This window comes from Nguyenibacter vanlangensis, assembly GCF_013376155.1.
Classification (GTDB): domain Bacteria; phylum Pseudomonadota; class Alphaproteobacteria; order Acetobacterales; family Acetobacteraceae; genus Gluconacetobacter; species Gluconacetobacter vanlangensis.
This window is the reverse complement of record NZ_JABXXP010001259.1, coordinates 1-541: the sequence shown is the minus strand read 5'-3', so window position 1 is coordinate 541 and position 541 is coordinate 1. Positions and strand designations below refer to the sequence as shown.

1 protein-coding gene is annotated in these 541 nt (G+C 73.0%); it reads right to left on the bottom strand.

All coding sequences use genetic code 11. The annotated features are described in order from the left end of the window. Nucleotides 1–464, bottom strand: a 464-nt coding sequence (locus HUK84_RS22475) for a response regulator transcription factor (protein ID WP_176642077.1), incomplete at its 3' end; no start/stop codon positions are given. Nucleotides 465–541 lie beyond the last annotated feature (77 nt).

Here is a 541-nt window from a genome sequence, read left to right as displayed (position 1 = left end):
ACCACCAGGATCCGCGCGCGGCGGAACAGGGGGCTGTCGTCGCGCGGGCCGGTCCCGGCGCCCTCGCGCAGCAGGGCGCGGATGCGGAAGACGATCAGGTCCGGATCGGCGGATTTGGGCACGTAGGCGTCGGCGCCGCTTTCCAGGCCCTCGCGCTCGAGCCCCGGTTCGCCGCCCTCGGTCAGCATCAGCACCGGGATCATGCGGGTAACCGGGCTCATGCGGAGCTGGCGGGCCATCTGGCCGCCATTCATTCCCGGCAGGTGGTAATCGGCCACCACCAGGTCGGGGATGCGGGCATCGAGCGAGTCCAGCGCGGCCTCGCCGCTGGCGACGCGGCTGACGGTGAAGCCGTGGCCTTCGAGCATGCGGCGGATGCGCAGCGCCTGGGTGTCGGAATCCTCGACCAGCAGCAGGGTCGGCTGCGGGGCCTGTTGCTGGGCCGGTTGCGGGGGCGCGGTCATGCCGGCGCGTCCCCGGTCGTGCCGCTCTCGGCATGGGAATCGACATGGGAGACGGCGTGCGGGACGCGCGAGGCGGC